The organism is Proteus sp. STS61-E (assembly GCF_040932335.1).
In the GTDB taxonomy this organism is placed as follows: Bacteria; Pseudomonadota; Gammaproteobacteria; order Enterobacterales; family Enterobacteriaceae; genus Proteus; species Proteus mirabilis_B.
Window position 1 is genome coordinate 536,604 of record NZ_JBFQGE010000002.1, and the last position, 24,197, is coordinate 560,800.

18 protein-coding genes are annotated in these 24,197 nt (G+C 37.5%); 16 read left to right on the forward strand and 2 right to left on the reverse strand.

From position 1 onward, the window contains the following. Window positions 1-467 precede the first annotated feature (467 nt). From proV to AB4J89_RS08315, 4 genes are all read left to right on the forward strand, one after another. Window positions 468-1,667, forward strand: coding sequence for a glycine betaine/L-proline ABC transporter ATP-binding protein ProV (proV, locus tag AB4J89_RS08300; RefSeq protein ID WP_088493464.1), 1,200 nt, complete (start codon window positions 468-470; stop codon window positions 1,665-1,667). Continuing rightward, complete coding sequence (proW, locus tag AB4J89_RS08305; protein WP_368468864.1) at window positions 1,660-2,859, forward strand: glycine betaine/L-proline ABC transporter permease ProW; 1,200 nt, start codon at window positions 1,660-1,662, stop codon at window positions 2,857-2,859. Before proV ends, proW begins: the two co-directional genes overlap by 8 nt. 121 nt (window positions 2,860-2,980) lie before the next feature. After that, window positions 2,981-3,976: a glycine betaine/L-proline ABC transporter substrate-binding protein ProX gene (gene proX / locus AB4J89_RS08310; protein ID WP_088493466.1), complete on the forward strand. Its 996-nt coding sequence runs from the start codon at window positions 2,981-2,983 to the stop codon at window positions 3,974-3,976. Between the two features lie 285 nt (window positions 3,977-4,261). Continuing rightward, the gene (locus tag AB4J89_RS08315; protein WP_088493467.1) at window positions 4,262-4,612 is read left to right on the forward strand and encodes a ribonuclease G; all 351 of its coding nucleotides are present in this window, start codon (window positions 4,262-4,264) and stop codon (window positions 4,610-4,612) included. Window positions 4,613-4,695: 83 nt separating this feature from the next. Here AB4J89_RS08315 and AB4J89_RS08320 read toward each other — a convergent pair whose 3' ends face one another. Next, window positions 4,696-7,029 (reverse strand): TonB-dependent hemoglobin/transferrin/lactoferrin family receptor, encoded by a 2,334-nt coding sequence (locus AB4J89_RS08320; RefSeq protein WP_102949397.1) that lies wholly within the window; start codon window positions 7,027-7,029, stop codon window positions 4,696-4,698. Window positions 7,030-7,578: 549 nt separating this feature from the next. Here AB4J89_RS08320 and AB4J89_RS08325 point away from each other — a divergent pair. The 8 genes from AB4J89_RS08325 (at window position 7,579) to emrB (ending at window position 17,133) form a co-directional block, all read left to right on the forward strand. Further along, complete coding sequence (locus AB4J89_RS08325; protein WP_088493468.1) at window positions 7,579-8,214, forward strand: CDP-alcohol phosphatidyltransferase family protein; 636 nt, start codon at window positions 7,579-7,581, stop codon at window positions 8,212-8,214. After that, the gene (locus tag AB4J89_RS08330) at window positions 8,211-9,980 is read left to right on the forward strand and encodes a bifunctional alpha/beta hydrolase/class I SAM-dependent methyltransferase (protein WP_311755092.1); all 1,770 of its coding nucleotides are present in this window, start codon (window positions 8,211-8,213) and stop codon (window positions 9,978-9,980) included. Before AB4J89_RS08325 ends, AB4J89_RS08330 begins: the two co-directional genes overlap by 4 nt. A gap of 104 nt (window positions 9,981-10,084) precedes the next feature. Then, window positions 10,085-11,416, forward strand: coding sequence for a phosphatase PAP2/dual specificity phosphatase family protein (locus tag AB4J89_RS08335; protein WP_368468865.1), 1,332 nt, complete (start codon window positions 10,085-10,087; stop codon window positions 11,414-11,416). Window positions 11,417-11,426: 10 nt separating this feature from the next. Continuing rightward, window positions 11,427-11,834 (forward strand): hypothetical protein, encoded by a 408-nt coding sequence (locus AB4J89_RS08340; protein WP_368468866.1) that lies wholly within the window; start codon window positions 11,427-11,429, stop codon window positions 11,832-11,834. A gap of 166 nt (window positions 11,835-12,000) precedes the next feature. Next, complete coding sequence (locus AB4J89_RS08345) at window positions 12,001-13,209, forward strand: MFS transporter (RefSeq protein WP_311755091.1); 1,209 nt, start codon at window positions 12,001-12,003, stop codon at window positions 13,207-13,209. Between the two features lie 492 nt (window positions 13,210-13,701). Continuing rightward, on the forward strand, window positions 13,702-14,229 hold the full coding sequence (gene mprA, locus AB4J89_RS08350; protein WP_023581117.1) for a transcriptional repressor MprA: 528 nt from the start codon (window positions 13,702-13,704) through the stop codon (window positions 14,227-14,229). 192 nt (window positions 14,230-14,421) lie between these two features. After that, on the forward strand, window positions 14,422-15,600 hold the full coding sequence (gene emrA, locus AB4J89_RS08355; protein WP_102949398.1) for a multidrug efflux MFS transporter periplasmic adaptor subunit EmrA: 1,179 nt from the start codon (window positions 14,422-14,424) through the stop codon (window positions 15,598-15,600). Window positions 15,601-15,615: 15 nt separating this feature from the next. Next, a complete protein-coding gene (gene emrB / locus AB4J89_RS08360) occupies window positions 15,616-17,133 on the forward strand; it encodes a multidrug efflux MFS transporter permease subunit EmrB (RefSeq protein ID WP_368468868.1) in 1,518 nt (505 codons plus the stop codon). 103 nt (window positions 17,134-17,236) lie between these two features. Here the strand turns inward: emrB and AB4J89_RS08365 are convergent, their stop codons facing one another. Further along, window positions 17,237-18,400 carry a tRNA/rRNA methyltransferase gene (locus AB4J89_RS08365; protein ID WP_368468870.1) on the reverse strand — a complete coding sequence of 388 codons (1,164 nt, stop codon included), beginning with the start codon at window positions 18,398-18,400 and terminating at the stop codon, window positions 17,237-17,239. A 231-nt stretch (window positions 18,401-18,631) separates the two neighbouring features. On the opposite strand from AB4J89_RS08365, the gene AB4J89_RS08370 reads away from it, so the two are divergent. The 4 genes from AB4J89_RS08370 (at window position 18,632) to AB4J89_RS08385 (ending at window position 24,055) form a co-directional block, all read left to right on the forward strand. Then, the gene (locus AB4J89_RS08370) at window positions 18,632-19,333 is read left to right on the forward strand and encodes a tRNA-uridine aminocarboxypropyltransferase (protein ID WP_088495955.1); all 702 of its coding nucleotides are present in this window, start codon (window positions 18,632-18,634) and stop codon (window positions 19,331-19,333) included. A 28-nt stretch (window positions 19,334-19,361) separates the two neighbouring features. Beyond that, a complete protein-coding gene (locus AB4J89_RS08375) occupies window positions 19,362-22,031 on the forward strand; it encodes a bifunctional acetate--CoA ligase family protein/GNAT family N-acetyltransferase (RefSeq protein ID WP_368468872.1) in 2,670 nt (889 codons plus the stop codon). Between the two features lie 178 nt (window positions 22,032-22,209). After that, complete coding sequence (gene pssA, locus AB4J89_RS08380) at window positions 22,210-23,568, forward strand: CDP-diacylglycerol--serine O-phosphatidyltransferase (RefSeq protein WP_088493477.1); 1,359 nt, start codon at window positions 22,210-22,212, stop codon at window positions 23,566-23,568. Window positions 23,569-23,707: 139 nt separating this feature from the next. Then, the gene (locus tag AB4J89_RS08385; RefSeq protein ID WP_088493478.1) at window positions 23,708-24,055 is read left to right on the forward strand and encodes a YfiM family lipoprotein; all 348 of its coding nucleotides are present in this window, start codon (window positions 23,708-23,710) and stop codon (window positions 24,053-24,055) included. The last annotated feature ends 142 nt before the right edge of the window (window positions 24,056-24,197 follow it).

The following is a 24,197-nucleotide window of genomic DNA, read 5'->3' on the forward strand; positions in this document are numbered from 1 at the left end:
CAATATTGTCAAAAAATCAACTTTTTTCGAATTATTTCAGCCTATTTCTAGTATATAAACCTTATCACAAGATATTAAATATTAGTTTATCTAATGAATTCGGATTTTTTTTCATTTAATTTATCTCTCTATTTCCCTTCTATTTTGATATTGAGTCTTCATTTTTATTGAGATCCTAATCAAATTTGCAATATCTCTAAAAATAAAGTTATTTCAGTCAGTTAGCGGTAAATATATCTTTTAATAAATTTTATTTATTTCACTTTATTTAATTATTAATCATATTAAAAACAAAGAAAATACAGCTGAATTATTTAGTTAATTATAATTAACATAGGGTTGTCAGACTCAATCATTGTGGTAGGGTATTTCCCTTACTAAAAATCTTATTTAGGAAAAATAACAACACTTATTAATTAATATCTAATTTATTCCTTTCAATATTTAAATAGGAAACTATATATTGCATGGCAATTAAACTCGAAGTAAAAAATCTCTACAAGGTATTTGGCGAGCACCCTAAACGCGCTTTTGAATTATTAAGATCTGGTATGAATAAAGATCAGATTTTTGATAAAACAGGGCTTACAGTGGGCGTTCAAAATGCAAATCTGGCAATTGAAGAAGGCGAAATATTTGTCATCATGGGATTATCTGGTTCAGGTAAATCCACACTAGTCCGCCTTCTCAATCGTCTGATCTCTCCAACAAAGGGAGAGGTGCTTATTGATGGTGAAAATATTGCCACTATGTCGGATAAAGAATTACGACAAGTGCGCCGTAAAAAAATCAGTATGGTGTTTCAGTCATTCGCATTAATGCCCCATATGAACGTGCTTGATAACACTGCATTTGGAATGGATCTCGCGGGATTAAGCAAAGATGAGCGTTATAAAAAAGCGATGGATGCCTTAGAGCAAGTCAACTTGGGCAGTTACGCAAACTCTTGGCCTGATGAGCTTTCTGGTGGGATGCGTCAACGTATCGGTCTTGCGCGTGCACTAGCTAATGATCCCGATATTTTATTGATGGATGAAGCCTTTTCAGCACTCGATCCATTAATTCGTACAGAAATGCAGGATGAGTTATTAAGCTTACAAGGTGATAAACAGCGCACCATTGTGTTTATCTCCCATGATCTGGATGAAGCTATGCGTATTGGCGACCGAATTGCCATTATGCAAGGTGGCGTTGTTGTTCAAACGGGTACACCAGATGAAATACTTAACAATCCAGCAAATGATTATGTGCGTACTTTTTTCCGTGGTGTTGATATTAGCCACGTATTTAGTGCAAAAGATATAGCCAAACGTCGCCCTGAAACCTTACTGCATGTTGCGCCCGGTTTTGGTCCTCGATCTGCCTTAAAAGTACTCGAAGATGAAGATAGAAACTTTGGCTATCTCATTGAACGAGGAAGAAAATTTGTTGGCATCGTTTCTGTCACATCTCTTGAAGAGGCGCTGAAAAATAAACAACCTATAGAGTCAGCTATTTTATCTGAGCCTTGTGCCATTAATGGTGATACACCGTTAAACGAGCTGATTTCAACTGTTGCACAATCTCCCTGTGCAATTCCTGTTATTGATGAAAAAAACCGTTATATCGGCTTAATTTCTAAAGGAATGTTACTACAAGCACTGGATAAGGAGACGCCAAATGAGTAATACAACAGATAAAGATGTGGCTTTGGATACAAATATCCAAGAAACCACAACAAACAAAACGGCACCAGAGACAACCAATAACGTAAATGATGATCCTTGGGCAACAACTGATACCACTACAACAGAAAGTGATCCTTGGAGTAGTGCCGACAGTTCATCAACAGATGCTGATCCTTGGGGTGCTGGCAGTGGTACTGAAAATATTGATACCTCATCCACTGGCAGTGATTGGTTAGATGCAACACCAACAGATGTAGCACCCGATTCATTCAATCTAATGGAGCCGTTTCATAATACGCTGATCCCCTTAGATTCATGGGTTACTGATGCGATTGACTGGATTGTGTTGCACTTTCGCCCTGTTTTCCAAGGTATCCGTGTACCGGTTGATTTGGTCTTAAGTGGTTTTGAAAATTCCTTAACTTCAATGCCAGCACCTATCGCCATTATTCTGTTTTCTCTGATTGCATGGCAGCTTTCAGGCAAAGTCATGGGTGTCACTTCTTTTATCTCATTAATATTAATTGGGGCGATTGGTGCTTGGTCTGAAGCCATGGTTACCCTTGCATTGGTACTAACCTCGTTACTGTTTTGTCTTATTATCGGGCTTCCATTAGGAATATGGCTGGCTAACAGTGATAGAGCATCCAAAATTGTTCGGCCTTTACTCGATGCGATGCAGACAACACCTGCGTTTGTCTACTTAGTTCCTATCGTCATGTTATTTGGTATTGGTAACGTACCCGGCGTTGTGGTCACTATTATTTTTGCCTTACCTCCAATTGTGAGATTGACCATTTTGGGGATCAAACAAGTCCCTGAAGATTTAATCGAAGCAGCACAATCATTTGGTGCAAATCCTCGTCAAATGCTGTTTAAAGTGCAATTACCTCTCGCCATGCCAACGATTATGGCAGGTGTAAACCAAACGCTAATGTTAGCGCTTTCAATGGTTGTTATTGCCTCAATGATTGCCGTTGGTGGATTAGGTCAAATGGTATTACGCGGTATAGGTCGTCTTGATATGGGACTGGCTGCCGTAGGGGGTGCAGGTATTGTTATTCTTGCCATTATCCTTGACCGATTAACACAATCTTTAGGTCAAAACAGCCGTCATAAAGGCAATCGATGCTGGTATATGACAGGGCCTATCGGTTTAATTTATCGACTCTTTGGCAAAAAAGCATCGTAATAAATATTTTTACTATTAATTAAAAATCAATAAAGAACATCACGTTCAATCAATATAAGAAATAGAGGCGACAGTTCGCTGTCGCTATTTATCTCTTACCATAACAACAGAAGGAAAAACTATGCGTAATCCAGTTCTCTGGGCAACAGTATTGTCCGCCACACTGATAAGCACCCAGTTATCCGCTGCTGATTTACCTGGAAAAGGGATTTCGGTTCAACCCGTGCAAAGTACGATTTCTGAAGAAACATTTCAAACTTTAATCGTTAATAAAGCACTAGAACAATTAGGTTACACCGTTCAGCCAATTAAAGAAGTTGACTATAACGTTGCTTATTCCTCTATCGCCAATGGTGATGCCACTTTTATGGCAGTCAGTTGGGTTCCTCTTCATAATTCACAATATGCAGCGGCAGGAGGTGATAATACCTTTTATCGTAAAGGGGATTATGTCGTTAATGCCGCTCAAGGTTACTTGATTGATAAGAAAACGGCAGAGAAATATAACATTACGAATATTGAGCAATTAAAAGATCCTAAAATTGCCAAATTATTTGATGCCAATGGTGATGGTAAAGCCGATTTAACGGGTTGTAATCCGGGATGGGGTTGTGAAGAAGCGATTAACAATCACTTAAAAGCCTATGGATTAGAAAAATCTGTTACACATAACCAAGGTAACTATGCGGCAATGATGGCAGATACCATTACTCGCTATAAAGAAGGCAAACCCATTTTTTATTACACATGGACACCTTACTGGATAAGTGATGTATTAAAACCGGGTAAAGATGTTGTTTGGTTACAAGTGCCTTTCTCTTCATTACCGGGTGATGATAAAACCGATACCACATTAGCAAATGGTAAAAACTATGGCTTCCCGCCAAGTACCATGCATATTGCAGCAAATAAAAAATGGGCTGAAGAAAATCCCGCTGCGGCAAAACTCTTTGAAGTTATGAAAGTGTCTGTTGCCGATATTAATGCGCAAAACTTACGTATGCATAATGGTCAAAAATCACAGGCAGATATTGAACGTCATGCTAATGCATGGATCAAAGCACATCAAAAAACCTTTGATGGTTGGATTGAACAAGCTCAAGCTGCTGCAAAATAATCAATAAATAATCTTCATTTAAGATTGTCACAAAACAGGTCACATTATTGTGGCCTGTTTTTATTTATAAAAAACTAAATTTACATGTAATTAGATAAAATAAGTTTATATAAAAATTAAAAGTCATCTTAATACTATTTTATTATTAAGATTATTCTTTTTATTAATGGCAGAGACATACCCACCTTTCATTCTCTCATTTCTTCAATTATGATTATCCTTTTCTCCAGTTGCCATTTTGGCATTCTCATTTTTATATTTATTATTTTAGATAAGGAATAAACTGTGTCTTACACTAACAAGCCTGTACCTGAAGAAATTAAACGTTGGAACTGGGGTGCTTTCATGTTTAATATTATTTGGGGTTTTGGTAATAAATCCTATCTTCCATTATTAGCGCTTGTTCCTTTACTTAATCTTGTTTGGATTTTTGTCTGTGGTATTAAAGGAAATGAGTGGGCTTGGAAAAGTGGTGATTATGATTCTGTTGAAACCTTTATGAAAGTGCAAGAAACATGGAACAGAGCTGGCTTTGTTTACTTTATTATTAGTATTGTTATGGCTGTTCTTTTCTTTATTTTCTTCTTCACGACTATGATGGCGATGATTGCAACTTCTGCATCACATGGTTATTAATGCAATATATCGAATATTGAATTCTTAATTACAATAAACCCCATAATATCTATGGGGTTTATCTGTTTTTATTTTCAGTAATATTAGAAACGTTTTACCACAGTAAATCGATAATCACGCCCTACACCCGAAACTGATTCACCTAAATAAGGGTAATAATCTCGGTTAAATAAATTTGCGACCGTAAAACGAACTTCTGTATTATCTATAAAAGAGGGTTCCCAATTCGCAAATAAACCGTGAATTGCATAACCTTTACTTTTTGGTAGTGACCAATATCCTGCATCAGGATCGGCATCCATTGGTGAACGGCGTTGAGCACCAATAAAATCACCTGTCCATCCCATATTGACATTAATACTGGGTACTTTTACGCCAAGAGTGGCATGTAAAGCGTCAGGTTGTATCTCAGCAATCCATGTTTTTTGACCAAACCACGGGTCACGCGGTGATTGGTCACGTTTTCCTTTCATTGTTGAATATGCTAAACGGCCGAATACATTAGGGCTATTATAAAAGGCTTCGATTTCCAACCCTTGGATATGATAGCCCGGTAAATTACGGTAATTACCAATCGAAGGTGGACAATTTCCATTATGTCCATCCACCTTTTGACTTTCACAATAGACACCACGGCGACGGAAAATTTCGTCTTTACCACGAGTATCAAACAGTGTTGTTCTTAATTGCAGTTGGTCTTCTTGCTGAATAACACTTTCAAAATCCGCAATTGCACCAATTCGTGCAGCCCTTACAGTTTCTTTGTCTAGATGACGACTCGTTCCTGTTAAGCTAGAAATACTTCCTTGTACTTCATACTGCTCATCAATCAATGGAGCGCGCCATGTATAGGTTAAATCACCAAAGAATCTGAAATTCTGATTCATTTTCCATAATAAACCTAAATGAGGTGTTGCCCCGCTATAAGTCACATCAGAGTAATCATGACCATAATAGGGATCTGGATCTTGATAGGTAATAGCCCGACTTCCCTTGCCTTGATTTTTAACGATATCGTAGCGAACGCCCGGTGTTATCGTCAGATTTCTATAACTCATCGAATCTTGAAGATAAAAACTGGTTGTCGTTTGCGTACCTTCTGGCATATAAGGAGGCGCATAATATCCATAGTTATAATTTGGATTTTTAGCTTTATCGCGAGTAAACATTAAGACATCACGATCATTACGATGCCAACGTGTTCCTACTAATACCTTATGCTCTAAAGCACCTTGCATAACTGTGCTTTCATTTTTAATTTCAATTTGATGATTTCGATAATCTACCCAGCTTTGATTGCCCATACTGCCACTAAAATAGGAGCTAGCAGTCTCTGGGCGACTATCATTTTGTTTGGTTTTTGAATAACCGTAGGTAAGCGTTAGATTAATTAAATCAGAATCAATTGGCTGAAGATTCCATTTCACACTGAAGGTGTCATCTTTTTGATCACGATAAACTAATTTGCGTTTCATCGCCGCATCAAAACCATATTTATCCACTTCAGCTTGGCTAGGTTTAGCTAATTCATCACGTTTAGCCGCCCAAGGCGTCCAACCATCACTTTCTGATCGTGATGCTGATAACGTTAATGTTTGTGCTTCAGTTAAATAGATATTAGTTTTAATTAAAAAAGAATCTTGATCTGATTGTGAATAGCCAAATTTAGTCCCATCAGGGCGACGCAGATCGTCACTTTCACGACGGTTAAAATAGAACAATCCGTCTGCTTGCCCATCCAGTAATTTACCGTATACCGCGCCACTATAACGGTTTTGTCTATCGTTGGTATGATGCCCATATTTTAAAAACATCCCAATATTCTGATCGGGTAGTAATAAGTCATCGGGATCTTTGGTTTCAATTCTCACCGAACCACCAAAACCGCCATTTCCTTGAGTAATATTATGAGGCCCTTTATCAACATCTATACGACGGATTAATTCAGGATCAATAAAAATTGAACCTTGGCGATATTTCTCAAAGGTTTTAGGCGTACCATCAAGGGTAATTTTAATATCTTCAGGATTGCCCATCCCCCAGATATTTAATGTTTGACCGCCTGGTCTTGGTGAACCCGATGATGAAATTCCGGGTAATTTATCCACCAGCTCTGCAATATTATTAGGCTGAATTCTATCGATATCTTTTAATGTCAGAACGGTACTTCCCGCATCAACACTCGAGTTGAGTTCACCTGATACATAGATAGGTTCAATAATAATCTTTTCACGCGATTTTAGTTGTGCAGGACTTTCCGACTTTGTAGATGTCGTTATTTCTGGTTTTACACTTTCAGTTGCATAGCTATTTAACGAAGTGAGTGAAGTCAATAATAATGCTATCGCTGATGACGAAAATGAAAATATCCCAATTCCCTGACGATAAGCATCATTTTTTGCTAAGAAATGGATCATAATAGTAGTATCTTTTTGTATGGTTATTAGTTTGATAGATGATTAGAGCTGTAACTAACAGCGCCAATTATGATAATGATAATAATTATCATTATCTAGTTTTTTTGCACTTATCACTCAATACAGATAACTACACTATCGATACACTCTTGTTAGATTTAAATTTTATCTAAAATAATATTTATTATAAATTAAACTAATTTCATTAGTTATTATAAGGTATTTAATATCTCTTATTTTTATTTTCCTCATTTAATTTACTAATTATAATTACGTACATATTACTAAAGAAAATTTAATGATTTTTAAAATAAAAAGAATAGAGCAGACACGGAACAGTCTGATAATTACAGTTTTGCGGATCTTATTTTCTCTTTATTTTGAGAGCTAAATAATTATTAACTCAAGTAAATTTTAAGTCTTAGTTTTATGTTTAAATCGTAAATAAATTAAAGCATTGAAATAAAGATATTCAATGAGATAAAAATCAGCTAATAATAAAATTATAATTATGAGGTATATACGCACTTTTGAACACAAGGATGCGTCATGACAATTTATGACCTAAAACCCAAATTCCAAGCTCTATTACGCCCTTATGTAGAACAGTTATTCACAAAAGGGATCACAGCAAATCAGATCACGCTTTTTGCCTTACTGTTATCCATTGCTGTTGGTGGGTTACTTTTGCTCTATCCTTACCCTCGTTTATTTTTATTGCTCCCTTTTGTTCTCTTTTTTCGTATGGCACTTAATGCCATAGATGGCATGCTTGCACGAGAACATAATCAAAAAAGTGCGCTTGGAGCGATATTAAATGAAGCCAGCGATGTTATTTCAGACATTGCACTCTATCTACCCTTTGCTTTTATTTTTCCACAAGCCTATTGGTGGATCATGCTGGCACTCTTTTTAATGATAATGACTGAGTTCTTAGGTGTGCTTGCCCAAACTATACATGCTTCTCGTCGTTATGATGGCCCGATGGGAAAAAGTGATAGAGCCTTTATTTTCGGTGCAATCGCCTTTTTTATCGGATTATTCCCCTCACTGACATTATCAGAAAACACGCATTATCTTTTTATTATTATTAATTTATTACTTTTGTTGACTTGTTATCACCGAATTCATCGCGCACTAAAAGAAGCAACGATGACAGATAAAGATAAGGATACATCGTTATGAATCAACAACCGCAATATCAAACTCAAAGGAATATGATTGAGTCTGAATTTACCACCAGCGATAAAACACCTTTGTATTATCGCCATTGGCCTGCTCAAATTACCACTGAACCAAAAGCAATTATTTTATTTCACCGAGGTCATGAACACTCAGGTCGTGTTTCTCATCTAGTGGATGAGTTAGATCTTCCTGATTTTTCAATGTTTGCTTGGGATGCTCGTGGACATGGTAAAAATGAAGGTGCTCGCGGTTATAGCCCATCAATGGGAACTTCAATAAAAGATATAGACGAATTCGTTCATTACATTTCATCCAACTATAATATTCCAATGGAGAATATTCTGGTTGTTGGTCAAAGTGTAGGTGCCGTTTTAGTTACCGGTTGGGTACATGATTATGCCCCTAAGATCCGCGGCATGGTGTTGGCTTCTCCTGCATTTAAAGTGAAGTTATATGTTCCTTTTGCACGCACAGGTCTTGCCTTGATGCAAAAAATTCGTGGGCTTTTCTATGTCAATTCATACGTAAAAGCAAAATACTTAACCCATGACCAAAGCCGCATCGATTCTTTTAATCAAGACTCGCTGATCACTCGCCCTATTGCCGTCAATATTTTATTAGAGCTTTATAAAACGGCTGATCGTGTTGTTGAAGATGCAAGTGCAATTACTTTACCAACACAGTTATTTATTTCAGGCAATGATCATGTGGTTCACGCCAAACCTCAACATCTTTTCTATGAACGTTTAAACACATCTATCAAAGAAAAGCATGTATTACCGGGCTTTTATCACGATACTTTAGGTGAGAAAGACAGAGTTATTCCTATCAATAAAATGCGCAGTTTTATTGAAACCTTATTTGCACAACCACTTTATCAACATGATTACCAATATGAAGATACTTGGAGTCATAGTGCTGATGTTTATCGCGCATTACAAACGCCACTTCCTAAATATTGTCCAAAAAGACTTTATTACAAAGTACTTAGTCGCTCTATGAGCACTTTAGGAAAGGCATCTGAAGGTGTTGCTCTGGGTTATGATAAAGGTTTTGATTCCGGATCGACGCTGGATTATGTCTACCGTAATCAGCCTCAAGGGAAAGGATTATTTGGTCGTATTGTCGATAGACAATATTTAAATAGCATTGGTTGGCAAGGTATTCGCCAACGTAAAATCAATATTGAAAATACAATCCGCTACGCAATTCGCCAATTAATACAAAATAATATGCCGGTGCATATTATGGATATCGCAGCAGGACAAGGACGCTATCTTTTTGATGCAATTAACGATTATGGTAAGGTCGATTCAATTTTAATGCGTGATTATAGCGCCATTAACGTTGAACAAGGCAACATTGCGATTAAAGAGCGCCACTTAGAAGACAAAGTACGTTTTGAAGAAGGTAACGCCTTTGATGCAGAAAGCTTGAGTGCTGTTTCTCCGTCACCAACTTTAGGTATTGTCAGCGGACTTTATGAATTATTCCCTGAAAATCATCTGCTAAAAGAGTCTTTAAAAGGACTATCGCAAGCCATCCCAAGTGGCGGTTTATTGATTTATACCTGCCAACCTTGGCACCCTCAGCTTGAAATGATTGCACGTGTATTACCTAGTCACCAAAACGGACAACCTTGGATCATGCGTTGCCGTAGTCAAGGTGAAATGGATGCTTTAGTCAATGAAGCAGGTTTTGAAAAGTTAGATCAACAAATTGATCATTGGGGTATTTTTAGTGTATCGATAGCAAAACGTCGCTAACGGAATGCGCCATAAATAATCAAACTATCGCTATATAGCAACACATAGCGATAGTTTTAAGTCATTGTAAAAATATAAACATAAATAAAGAAAGGAATTTTAGTATGGGTGGAACCCAACACACTCAAATAACATCATCAAGAAAAAGTATCTGGCTTGCTGGTATTGTATGGCTGTTGTTTCTTGCCCCATTTTTCTATTTAACTTATATGCAAGTTAACACTTATACTTCCACTTTATCTGATGTTCCTTCTTTTGTTTACTCCTGGGAAAAAGCGATCCCCTTTTTACCTTGGACAATCATTCCTTATTGGAGTGTGAATATTGCCTATGGTATTTCACTGATTATTTGTACAACGTTAAGAGAACAATTTATACATGGACTACGTTTAATTGTTGCCTCTCTTATTGCTTGTATTGGTTTTTTATTATTCCCTTTAAAATTTAGTTTTATTCGCCCAACAACAGAAGGGTTTTCTGGTTGGTTATTTACCCAATTAGAAGGTTTCGATTTACCTTATAACCAAGCTCCTTCTTTGCACATAATCTTATTGTGGATACTTTGGTTACGTTTTCGCGCACATACTCCAAAATCATGGCAATGGTTTTTAAATTTATGGTCATTGCTTATTGCTGTTTCTGTACTGACAACGTGGCAACATCACTTTATCGATATTATTACGGGTTTTGGTGTCGGCGTGTTTATTTGTTATTTATTACCAATAAACTCTCGTTGGAAATGGCATTTTACTGGCAGTAAACGCAGTTTACGTATTGGTAAAAACTATGCGTTATCAGCAATGGTGTTTTATCTGTTATCTTTTGGCTTACAAGGTTTCTTTTGGATTTTTCTCTGGCCTGCAATCACATTAACTTTTGTGACTTTAGGTTATTTAGGCGCAGGAGCCTCTATTTTTCAAAAAAATGCACAGGGTGAAATTCCCCTTTCCGCACAGATAATCCTATTACCATATCGCTTTTTTGCTTGGTGTACTTATCGCTATTATTTAACACGTTGCCAAACACCCAGTTTAGTAGCTGAAGGTATTTTATTAGGCGGACGCCCTCTTTATAAATTAAAAGCGAACGCCGTCTTTGATTTAACCTGTGAGTGGCCAAGAAACAAATTTAGCCAAAATCAGCTTTATTTAGCGCAACCTCAAATCGATTTATTACCATTATCTCCTGATGATATCAGCAAAGCCATGTTGTCTATGGAACAACTTAGCCAAGTAGGAACTGTTTATATTCATTGCAAATTAGGCTATTCGCGCAGTGCAACCATTGTAGTTGCATGGTTAGTTTACAGTGGCACAGTAGATACTTTGGAAGACGCAATAAAACAGGTGTATCAAGTTCGTCCTCAAGTGATTTTAAATCCAGAAACACAAGAGGCATTACAAATTTGGTATTCGCATTTCCAACAAAATAGATGACGAGATAACGATGCTGACAACAAAAACAAGCGGTAAAGTGATTGTGTCTTTAACACAAAGTTGGCGCTATTTACTGCTTTTATCACTATTACCTTATATAAGTACATCGCCTGTATTTAGCCTTCATTTTCATAATAAGCTGGCATTCTTCGTAGCTTCTATTTTATTTTTATTTACGCAATATCACCTTTTTCGTTTATGGCTTGATAGTCATTTTTTTCAAGCACTTTATCGCTATCAAGATGATGTTAGCTTTGATGAAAGTCTCTCTATATTATTCCCTAAACGCCCCAAAAAACAGACGATAGAAGCTCGCTGGCTAGGGACTAAGCGCCTATTTTCTTTTGCCGTGATTGGTGTTTCAGTTCAATGGATATGGTGTCTGGTTATGCTCTTTTTTACACTTTTTAGTTATTAACAGGCTAAGGCTAACGTTTATTTATTATATAAAACAATATGTTATAAGAATAAAATCTAAGTGTTTATCTCAAATTAATTGAACATCTCTATCACAGTAATTCTTTTCTCAAAAAAATGACTCATGTTACTATCATTTACCTTATAAATGATTTGTTATGAGTATTATGGAAAACACCGCACCACAAACATCGCTAAGCAAAGGTCTTATTTTACTTATGGCGGTTGCCACAGGTATGGTTGTTGCCAGTAACTACTACGCACAACCGCTACTAGATTCAATCGCAAACTACTTCCACATATCTGCGACGTTGGCTGGATTTATTGTTACCACTGCGCAATTAAGTTATGCCGTAGGGTTAATGTTATTAGTGCCTCTTGGCGATATTTTTGAACGTCGCTCACTGATTATTACCATGACATTAATTTCAGCGAGTGGCCTATTAATTACCGCTATGGCATCCAATATTTGGGTGATGTTAATAGGAACTGCGCTCTCAGGGATGTTCTCCGTTGTGGCTCAAATTCTTGTTCCTTTTGCTGCAACCCTTGCCGCACCTCATCAACGAGGCAAAGCAGTCGGCACGATTATGAGTGGTCTTTTACTCGGAATTTTACTGGCAAGAACTGCATCTGGGTTAATGGCGTCATTTACTAATTGGCAGGGTATTTTTTGGGTAGCAAGTATTTTTCTGGCGATTTTAGCTATCACTTTATGGCGCTGTTTACCTACTTATAAAAGTGAAACAAACTTAAATTATTTCCAATTGCTAGGTTCTATTTTCAAATTATTTGCAACAACTCCTGTCTTAAGAACTCGTTCATTAGTTGGCGCACTTATTTTTGCTCACTTTGGTTTATTGTGGACCTCAATGGCTTTTTTATTGGCTTCTGATCCTTTTAATTATTCTGACGCTGTTATTGGTTTATTTGGTCTTGTGGGTGCCGCAGGTGCATTAATGGCGGGTAAAGCTGGCGTATTAGTGGATAAAGGAAAAGGCAAGAAAACCACCACTGTAGGATTAATCATCCTCTTTCTTTCTTGGGGTTTTATCATTATTGCGCCTTATTATCACTGGATTGGACTCATCAGCTTTATTATTGGCGTTGTCCTGCTAGACTTAGCTGTTCAGGGTGTTCATGTCACTAATCAGAGCACCATATACCGTATTTTACCTGATGCTAGAAACCGCCTAACTGCCGCTTATATGACAAGCTATTTTATTGGTGGTGCATTAGGATCTTTACTATCAGGCTATGCTTATCATCAATATGGATGGACTGGTGTTTCCATCGCTGGATTAGTCATTGGCGTTATCGGTCTTATTGTTTGGTTTTTAGGTTATAAAAATGATCCAATAATCCACGCTGAATAATTTTTAGACCCAAGGATGGGTTACATTATTTCTTCAATCCCACTCTAATCAGAATAAAATGTGAATGTTTTAACAGCGTGATTACTATTAATGTATATCATCATCCCATTCTTTATTAAGAAAATTATATCAATCTCATCAATAAAGCATTATATAAATAATTTCACTTCGGTATTATCTGCATAACAACCATTGGCAGTGATAATAAATTTATTACGTGTTTTATCGTAAAAAATGATCCCTTTTTTCGCAAATAGACTACTATTCATTGTCAGATAAGTGATAAATTGATTTTATTAACTTATTGTAAAGAGATAAGTACCTATTCTTTTTTTTGTGTTATCATTCAGAAAATTTATGAATCAGGTAACATAATCAAAAAAACATAGTGACTATAAATAATAAAAATTGCTAAATTGTGTGTTTAATATACCATTTAACATGTTGATAACAGCATTATCCTAATTTTCGAAACTAACAAGGTGTCTAAAAATGGAAAGCTCATTTACGCCAACAGAAGAATTACTAAACACTCGCGCTACACAACAGAAATCGCTTAACAAAGATATTCCTTATCAAGAAATTTTGTTAACTCGCCTTTCTATGCATGTTCAAAGCAAACTTCTTGAAAGTCGTAATAATATGTTGAAGTCTCAGGGTATTAACGAGACATTATTTATGGCACTAATGATTTTAGATACGACAGAAAATCGTAGTATTCAACCATCAGAATTAAGTGCAGCTTTAGGCTCTTCAAGAACAAACGCAACACGTATTGCTGATGAGCTTGAAAAGCAAGGTTGGATTGAACGTCGTGAAAGTCATAATGACCGCCGTTGTTTACATCTCCATTTAACTGATGCAGGTGAAGAGTTTTTAAATAGCTTATTACCACCGCAACATCAGTGTTTAAAACAAATCTGGTCTGTATTAGATCAATCAGAACAAAGACAGCTTGAAACGCTAATGCGTAAGTTATTATTACAATTAGATACTTTGGCTGAAAAAGGTTGTGAATAAGTAGCATAATAAATAGTTTTATTGATCTAATCCTATTTACGCCATAAATCGGCAAACATACTTACCCATTAGCATTTATAATTTACCTTCACGCTAATAATTATTCTAAGATTGACTTTATAATTATGTTTCCAGTTTTAATACTGGAAACATATCTAATGATGTTTTTCTGGTTTTATGGAGATCTTCTAAATGAGTGTTAATGAGGAAACTACCCCCCCTCAGGCTCCCATTCGCAATAAAAAACGAACTCGCCGAAACGTTCTACTGTTGCTAACTATCCTATTTATTGTTGCTGGTGCAGCTTACACAGCTTATTGGTTTATGGTGTTAAGACATCATGAAACAACAGATAACGCTTATGTGACTGGCAATCAGATCATGGTAATGCCACAGATTTCTGGTTCTGTTACCACTGTTTATGTGGATAACACCGATTTTGTAAAAGCAGGTGAACCCTTAGTTTTATTAGATTCAAGTGATGAAAAACTCGCATTAGAAAAAGCAAAAACAGCATTAGCTAATAGTGTTCGTCAAATGCATCAGCAAATCATCAATGGTCGTCAATTAAAAGCAAACATCGTTTTACGCGAAACTGAGCTCACTAAATTACAAAATGATCTTCGCCGCCGTGAAGTTTTAGGTGAACGCAATGTCATTGGTAAAGAAGAACTTCAACACGCCAGAGAAGCTGTTTCTACCGCAAGAGCGGCTTTAGAAGTTGCAAGAGAGCAATATAATGCTAATCAAGCCATTATCTTAAATACACCAATTGCAAAACAACCTTCTGTTTTACAAGCATCAACTGATGTTCGTAATGCATGGCTTGCCTTAGAACGTACTAAAATTTTAAGCCCAACAGATGGCTATGTTTCACGTCGTAGCGTTCAAGTTGGTGCACAAGTCTCACCGGGTAAACCTTTAATGGCCGTTGTTCCTGTAACAGGTATGTGGATTGATGCCAACTTTAAAGAAACCCAACTCGCGAATATGCGAATTGGTCAACCTGCAAAGATAACAACTGACTTTTACGGTAAAAAAGTCATTTATCACGGCACTGTGTTAGGTTTAGACATGGGAACAGGTAGTGCTTTCTCATTATTACCTGCGCAAAATGCTAGTGGTAACTGGATAAAAGTGGTTCAACGCTTACCCGTTCGTATTTCATTAGATGAAAAAGAATTAGCAGAAAAACCTTTGCGTATTGGTCTTTCTTCTGAAGTGACTGTCGATACGATTAACCTTGATGGAAAAGTATTATCACACAGCGAACGCCAAGCACCTGCTTATCATACTGATGCTTTAACAATTGATATGTCAGAGATTAATAAACTGATCAATGAAATCATTGAACAAAATGCAGGACAATAAAGGCGAGGTGTAAAGGTGATCAAAGAGCCATTACAAGGAGGAAGACTTGCCTTAATGACCATCGCCCTTGCGTTGGCAACCTTTATGCAAGTTCTCGATTCTACAATCGCTAACGTAGCCATTCCAACTATTGCAGGAAACTTAGGTGCCTCTAACTCACAGGGGACTTGGGTTATTACCTCATTTGGTGTGGCAAATGCTATTTCTATCCCAATTACAGGTTGGTTAGCAAAACGCATTGGTGAAGTTCGACTCTTTATGTGGTCAACAGCGCTTTTTGCGTTAACGTCTTGGCTTTGTGGTATTTCACAAAGCCTTGAAATGCTTATTTTCTTTCGTGTGCTTCAAGGTTTAGTTGCAGGGCCACTAATTCCTTTATCACAAAGTTTGTTATTGAATAACTATCCACCTGCCAAACGAAATATGGCGCTTGCGCTATGGTCAGTAACCATTGTTGTAGCACCTATTTTAGGACCTATTTTAGGTGGCTACATCAGCGATAACTATCATTGGGGATGGATATTTTTTATTAACGTTCCATTTGGTGTGTTGATTATTATGTGTATATCAAACACCTTAGCTGGACGCGAAACAAAAACTGAAATTAAACCAATAGATACTATCGGCCTTGTTTTACTTGTCGTGGGTATTGGTGCGTTACAAATCATGCTCGATCAGGGTAAAGAGCTAGATTGGTTTAATTCGACAGAAATTATAGTCCTCACTATTATTGCCGTGGTTGCGCTTAGCTTCTTAATTGTTTGGGAGTTAACGGACGATCATCCAGTGATAGACCTTTCACTCTTTAAGAGTCGAAACTTTACCATTGGTTGTGTCACGCTCAGCCTCGCTTATATGATCTATTTTGGCACCATTGTTTTACTACCACTGCTTTTACAAGAAGTCTTTGGTTATACAGCAACATGGGCTGGATTAGCATCAGCGTCAATAGGTTTATTACCTTTAATTATCACACCGATTATAGGTAAGTTTGGTGGTAAAGTGGATTTACGCTATATCATCAGCTTTAGCTTTATTATGTTTTCTGTGTGTTTTTATTGGCGAGCTTATACCTTCGAGCCAGGAATGGATTTTGCCACTGTGGCATGGCCTCAATTCTGGCAAGGTTTAGCGGTTGCGTGTTTCTTTATGCCATTAACGACAATGACATTATCTGGATTACCCCCAGAAAAAATGGCATCAGCCTCAAGTCTTTCAAACTTTTTAAGAACATTGGCAGGGGCAATTGGTGCATCGTTAACCACAACAATTTGGACACAAAGAGAATCACTTCACCATGAAACCTTTGTAGAAAAAATTAATCCACTCGATCCTGATTCGCAAATGGCGTACCAACAAATGAATGATCTTGGTTTTTCAAATGAACAAGCGTCTGCATATTTAGCGAAAACTATTACAGAACAAGGATTAATTATTTCAGCCAATGAGATTTTTTGGTTAGCAGCCGGTATTTTCCTTATCATGATGATCGTGGTTTGGTTTGCTAAACCGCCTTTCTCACCAGGAAAATAATACAATTAGCATAGCTGTATAAATAAAAATCCCGCTTAAATCATAATGACTAAGCGGGATTTTTTGTACTCTGCTTTAAAAAAGCAAGTATTTTTTAAAGCAATTAGCCTTGGTGCTGACGCCACCATTCAGCTAATAACACACCAGAAGCCACAGAGACGTTTAAGCTTTCAACGTGACCTGTACCACCGATGTAAATGCTCATATCACCTTGATTTAAAGTGCTTTCACTTAAGCCATCTTTCTCTTGACCTAAGATAAGAACCATTTTCGCCGGTAATTGTGCTTTTGATAATGGCACGCTGCCTTTATGGCTTGATGTTGCCACCAGCGTATAACCCGCTTTTTTAAATTTATCTAAAGTTTCAGCAAAATTATCAGCATCAATACCTTGGATATATTCTGCACCACCTTCTGCGGTACGAACAGCAGCACCAGATTCTAATACAGCAGAATCAGGAGAAATAACCCCTTTCACACCAAAGTGCGCACAGCTACGCATAATTGCACCTACGTTATGTGGATTACCCACATCTTCAAGTGCTAATACGCAATCATGTTCAGGTGCATCTTTCAGATAAGTTTCTGCATCATGACCCATACGTTTTTTAATTAAGAAGCACACGCCACCGTGGTGATCGGTACGAGCGGCTTTCACCATCTCTTCTTCTTCAACAACGTGATAAGCTTTACGGTTTGCTGCCATCCATTTCAATGCATCACGAAAACGTGGTGTCACATCTTGTAAAAACCAAGCACGAACAATCGCATCAGGACGATTCTTAAACATTGCTTGGCAGGCATTTTCACCATAAATACGCGTTTCTTCTAAACGCTGGCGACGTAGCTGTTCAGGATCGATTTGGCTCTTACCTGTAATGCCATCGTGCTCTTTAATTGCCTCTTCACCAGCTGGGCGAGAAACCGTTTTCCACGGAGAAAAATTTCCGCCTTCGCTATCGCGAGAAGGTTTTGATTCATTACGTGATGCGCCACGCCCTGAAGGCTTACCTGCACCGCGGTCATCACGACGAGAAAATTTGTTATCACCACGTCTGTTATCGCGATTTTTATCATCGCGGTTGTCACCACGTCTATTATCACGATTTTTGTCGTCACGGTTGTCACCGCGTTTGTTATCACGGCTATCACCACGACTATTTTCAGGACGGCGGGATGGTTTTTTAGGTTTATTATCGGCATTGTCCTCACTACGGACATACATCACTTTTACTTTGCCGTTTTTACCTTCATAAGAATCGTTCATTTGTCTCTCCAACTGCAATAGGGGCGCAGATTACATGATAGTTTAGCAACTGTCACCGAGAGAATCACGCACAGGAATCGATAAACTAATCAGGATCAATTGATAATTAACTTCATCTCATAGATAACTAATATATCAGTATGATTTTTATGATAAAAACACACTGAATAGTTTGTTTGTTTTGAACATGATAATATTCGATTCTTTTTTATGAGTATTGGTCAATCTGTTATGCATGACAATGCAGTCTCTCGACTTCGTCAATATCGACTTTCGATTTCAACTCGCCCTTTTAAAGCGCGTGGTTTTCGTACAAAACGTTGCTCTTTTTGCTTATTACCTGAAAAACAGTGCCTTTGTGACACGATTATCAATCAACCAGCAAAAAGCCAATTTTGTTTATTGATGTATGATACTGAAGTGATGAAGCCAAGTAATACAGGAAAATTAATTGCCGATGTATTACCAGATACGCAGGCATTTTTATGGTCTAGAACCGAGCCTGAACAAGCTTTGCTTGATCTAATCAATACACCTGATAGACAAGCTTATGTTGTCTTCCCTGAAAGCTATGCATCAAATGAACGTGTTGTATACAACCAACTTCCAACCAATAGCAAACCGCCTTTGTTTATCCTCCTCGATGGTACTTGGAGTGAAGCTCGTAAGATGTTTCGCAAAAGCCCTTATCTCGATTCATTGCCTCTTTTTTCTTTAAATGAAGCAATTAAATGTGAGTATGTGCTTCGCCAAGCAGCAAGAGAAGATCAACATTGTACAGCAGAAGTTGCAGCTTCTATTTTAGAAAATGTCGGCGATATTCAAGCCTCACAACAACTTTTTTCTCATTTTAGTTACTTTCGTCAACAATATTTACTTGGAAAACCAGACCGGAGTCAGGCAAAAGAAGATCAAATCAGCTACATTGAATAGCAGTTGATAATGAAACTCTGGAGTAGATATGAGCCAACGAGGTCTTGAAGCACTATTACGTCCTAAATCTATTGCGGTGATTGGTGCCTCTGAAAAATTAGGTCGAGCAGGAACCACCATGATGAAAAATTTGCTCAGTGGTGGATTTAATGGTCCAGTGTTTCCGATTAATCCCGCTCGTGGCTCTGTCTCTGGTGTTTTTACTTATCCCTCTATTGATAAATTACCTCAAGTACCTGATCTCGCGATTATTTGTACACACCATCGTCGCAACCTTGAACTACTGAAACAATTAGGTGAGTCTGGCTGCAAAGCCGTAATTGTACTTTCTGCACAACCTGAACAATTTCAGCCAATAAAATTACTTTGCCAGCAATATCACATCCGTTTACTTGGCCCAAATAGTTTGGGGCTTTTAGCACCATGGCAAGGTTTAAATGCCAGCTTTTCACCTCTTCCAGTTAAAAAAGGAAAGCTCGCTTTTATTTCGCAATCAGCGGCTGTCGCCAATACGATTTTAGATTGGGCTTATTATCGCAATATTGGCTTTTCCTATTTTATTGCGTTAGGTGACAATCAAGATATCCAAGTCGATGATTTACTAGATTTTCTAGCAAGAGACAGTAAAACCAGTGCAATTTTATTGCATCTTGAGCATATAAAAGATGCTCGGCGTTTTATGTCAGCATCTCGTAGTGCTTCGCGCAACAAACCGATTCTGGTGATAAAAAGTGGTCGTACCCAAAAAGCTCAACTGCTATTGGGAGATACACCGAGTTATGACGTAGCCTATGATGCAGCTTTTCAACGTGCAGGTTTATTACGAGTACAAGATACCCATGAAATGTTTTCTGCCGTTGAAACACTTAGCTATATGACGCCTTTAAAAGGCGAAAGATTGATGATTATAAGTAATGGCTCGGCACCTGCTGCAATGGCCGTTGATGAGCTATTTTTGCATTCAGGAAAGCTTGCACAACTTACGGATGAAACAAAACAAAAGCTACAAAGTATTATTCAAGAAGAAAATGCCATTCGTAATCCGCTAAATTTAGGTGATGATACAACGGTTGATCGTTATATTTTGGCATTGAATTGTTTGTTAGATAGCCATGATCATGATGCATTACTTCTTATTCACACACCTAGTGCCATAGCCCCTAGCATTGAAACGGCACAACGAGTTATAGAAGCCATCAATAAACACCCTCGACGTAAATGGCTTACCGTTTTCACTAACTGGGGCGGAGAATATTCATCTCAACAATCGCGTAAATTATTTAGTGAAGCTGGAATTCCAACCTATCGAACACCTGAAGGTGCTGTCACCGCATTTATGCATATGGTGGAATATCGTCGAAATCAGAAGCAGCTAAAAGAAACACCAGCATTGCCTTTAGATGTCAAAATGAATACGCAACAAGCGCACCATTGCATTGAAGAGGCATTAAAAAATAAGCAATATCGATTAGACACACACCAAGTTCAGCCAATTATGGAAGCTTACGGTTTTAATACACTTCCGACTTGGATTGCTCATAATGCACAAGAAGCTGTCAATATCGCTGAAAAGATTGGTTATCCTGTTGCACTAAAATTGCGTTCTCCTGATATCCCTCATAAGTCCGAAGTACAAGGTGTTATGCTTTATCTTCGAGATAGCACAGAAGTATCATCAGCAGCACATGCCATTATAGAGCGCGTTACAGAACTCTACCCTCAAGCACAAATTCAGGGTTTATTGGTGCAAAGTATGGCAAATCGCGCTGGCTCTCAAGAACTACGCGTCGCCATAGAACAAGATCCTATTTTTGGCCCATTAATTGTGTTGGGTGAAGGGGGGGTTGAGTGGCAAATAGAAACTAAAGCTGCTGTTGCTCTGCCACCACTCAATATGGCACTTGCCCGTTATCTGGTTATTAATGCGATAAAAAGTGGAAAGATACAGCCAAGAAGTGCTTTACAACCTCTAAATATCTTAAGCCTAAGTCATTTTTTAGTGCAGGTTTCTCACTTACTTTTAGATTGCCCACAAATTGTCAGATTAGATATTCATCCCCTATTAGCTTCAGGTAATGATTTTACATTACTCGATGTCGCGATGGAGTTAGCGCCACTGCAAGGCGATCCTCATCAGAGACTCTCTATTCGCCCTTATCCCAATGAATTAGAAGAAACCTTTTTCCTAAGAGATAACAATCCTTGCTTTATCCGCCCTATTTTGCCGGAAGATGAACCGTTACTGAAAACGTTTATAAACCAAGTAACAAAAGAAGATCTTTATTATCGCTATTTTAGTGAGATCAGTGAGTTTACACATGACGATCTCGCGAATATGACGCAAATTGACTACGATCGAGAAATGGCTTTTGTCGCGATCCGAAATCGAGAAGAAAGGCCTGAAATCATTGGTGTTGCCCGTGCAATGGCAGATCCCGATAATCAGCATGCAGAATTTGCTATTCTTGTGCGTTCTGATTTAAAAGGAAATACTCTAGGTCATCAACTTATGACTAAACTTATCAACTATACTAGAGAACATGGCATTAAACGTTTAACCGCGATTACAATGCCTGAAAATCGCAACATGATAAGTTTAGCGAAAAAACTGGGATTTTCTGTTGAAGTACAATTTGATGAAGGAATAGTCAATCTTGATTTACAGCTTGGACCTTCAAAAGATAACCCAACGCTATAATCATTAGAGAAAGTTTCTTTATGTGATTGTTCACGCATCCTTTGATAAATTAGCTATATATGATGATTTTATGCGTACATCCCATATAACTAATGTTATGATCAGAAGATCGGTTAAAGAAAATCTACATGGACGATGGCTCCATCTGCCATCATAAACAAGAGAATTAAGCACTGTGATGTTGTCTAAACTAAAACTTGCTAAGCATCAACAACACCTTGCACAACTGCCTAAATTAGCTCAGTCAGTTGCTGATGTTGAAACGCTTTATCAGACGTCCGCGTTTCGCAGCACCTTATTGAAATACATTGCTCAAGCAAAAAAAGAGATCTTTATTACAGCTCTTTACCTAGAGCACGATGAGGCTGGTGAAGAGATCCTTGATGCGCTTTACACCGCAAAACAACAACGTCCTGAATTATCCATTACCGTTATTGTTGACTGGCACCGTGCTCAACGTGGGCGTATTGGTGTCTCTGCTGATGCAACAAATGCAGATTGGTACTACCATGTTGCACAGCAACACCCTGATATCGAGATCCCTATTTACGGTATTCCCGTAAACACTCGCGAAGCATTAGGTGTATTACACCTTAAAGGCTTTATCTTTGATGATACGATTATCTATAGTGGTGCAAGTATTAATAATGTTTATTTGCACAAGCTTGATAAGTATCGTTATGACAGATATCACATTATCCAAAATAGCGAATTAGCTTCCACAATGAAGCAATTTATCGTGTCTGATCTTTTGCAATCAGAAGCGATTCAACGACTGGATATCAAAGATAGAGTTCGTTGTGCCGAAATTAAAAATTGTATTCGTCAATTTCGTTTCAATTTACGTACTCGTGATGGCTATGATATTAAAGCCAATGCTTCTAACAACGAGCTAGCAGTAACACCTTTAATGGGTTTAGGTAAGAAAAATATCTTAAATAAGACAATTTCTCACCTTATGGCTTCTACTGAAGAGAAACTTGTTATTTGTACACCTTATTTTAATTTACCTGCAATCCTTGTACGCCAAATCAGTCATTTATTAAGAAATGGCAAGCAAGTTGAAATTATTATTGGTGATAAAACAGCAAATGACTTCTATATTCCACCAGAAGAACCATTTAAAATTATTGGTGCTCTACCTTATCTCTATGAAATGAATTTGCGTAAATTTACCCAACGTTTCCAACGATTTATTGATAGCAACCAATTAACAGTAAGACTTTGGAAAGATAGCGATAATACATATCACTTAAAAGGTATGTGGGTAGATGATAGCTGGCAATTAATTACTGGTAATAATCTTAATCCACGTGCATGGGGATTAGATTTAGAGAATGCCATATTAATTCATGATCCTAAACATGAATTACATGAGCAACGACACAAAGAGTTAGAATGCATTCGCCAACATACTATTGTCGTGAAACATTACCAAGATCTAGAAAGTATTAAGCTTTATCCTCTAAAAGTGAAGAAATTAATTAAGCGATTACGCCGTATTCGTGTTGATAGATTAATCAGCCGCATACTTTAATTGACGCTTCATTTGATAAGCCTTGCTAAATTACAGCAAGGCTTTTTTGTTTAATAAAATTATTTTCTCAAATCATCCCTTATCTTTAATAATCTTCTATATTAAAAACATTGTTATCAGTGAAAAGGCTTTTATTTTTATGAAACTAAAGCTCAAATGTCACTCTCTGATTATTTTATTCTCAATAATGACTTTAAATGGTTGCCAGTCATTTCATTTTTCCAATGATAATTGGAAAGGCAAAGATAAAGCTCAGCATTTCTTATTTTCAATGGCAGCATCCGCGGGTGCAAATGCGTATGCAGATCATCAAAATTATGGTCATAGAGAGGGATTATTAATAGGGCTCTCATTTTCGATTAGTTTAGGTGCAGCGAAAGAGCTTTATGATAGTCGTCCAGAAGGCACTGGCTGGAGTTGGCATGATTTTGCTTACGATGTTGCAGGAGCAGTTGCGGGTTCATTGCTTTATCAGCAATTAAAATAGTTTTTTATTCAGAGTACCTAAACTTCCAAACGCAAAAAAGCCAACCCATTGGGTTGGCTTTCTCGTCTTATTTAATGCCTGGCAGTTCCCTACTCTCACATGGGGAGACCCCACACTACCATCGGCGCTACAACGTTTCACT